At 64.0% G+C, this 506-nt stretch carries 1 protein-coding gene; it reads left to right on the top strand.

Features of this window, described 5'->3' with window-relative positions:
* A partial coding sequence (locus AC3WOB_RS31635) for a GTP-binding protein (RefSeq protein WP_492277240.1) occupies window positions 1-506 on the top strand: 506 nt, incomplete at both ends.

Genomic DNA, 506 nt, shown 5'->3' on the forward strand with positions numbered 1-506 from the left:
CACGTCGAGTACGAAACGGAAGCGCGTCACTACGCGCACGTTGACTGCCCGGGCCACGCTGACTACGTGAAGAACATGATCACGGGCGCCGCGCAGATGGACGGCGCGATCCTGGTGGTGTCGGCCGCTGACGGCCCGATGCCGCAGACCCGCGAACACATCCTGCTGTCGCGCCAGGTTGGCGTGCCGTACATCATCGTCTTCCTGAACAAGGCTGACATGGTTGACGACGCCGAGCTGCTCGAGCTGGTGGAAATGGAAGTTCGCGAACTGCTGTCGAAGTACGACTTCCCGGGCGACGACACGCCGATCGTGAAGGGTTCGGCCAAGCTGGCGCTGGAAGGCGACAAGGGCGAACTGGGCGAGCAAGCCATCATGGCTCTGGCCGCAGCACTGGATTCGTACATCCCGACGCCCGAGCGCGCCGTGGACGGCACGTTCCTGATGCCGGTTGAAGACGTGTTCTCGATCTCGGGTCGCGGCACCGTGGTGACCGGCCGTATCGA

It is taken from the genome of Achromobacter sp. FW305-C-30-7, assembly GCF_058783105.1.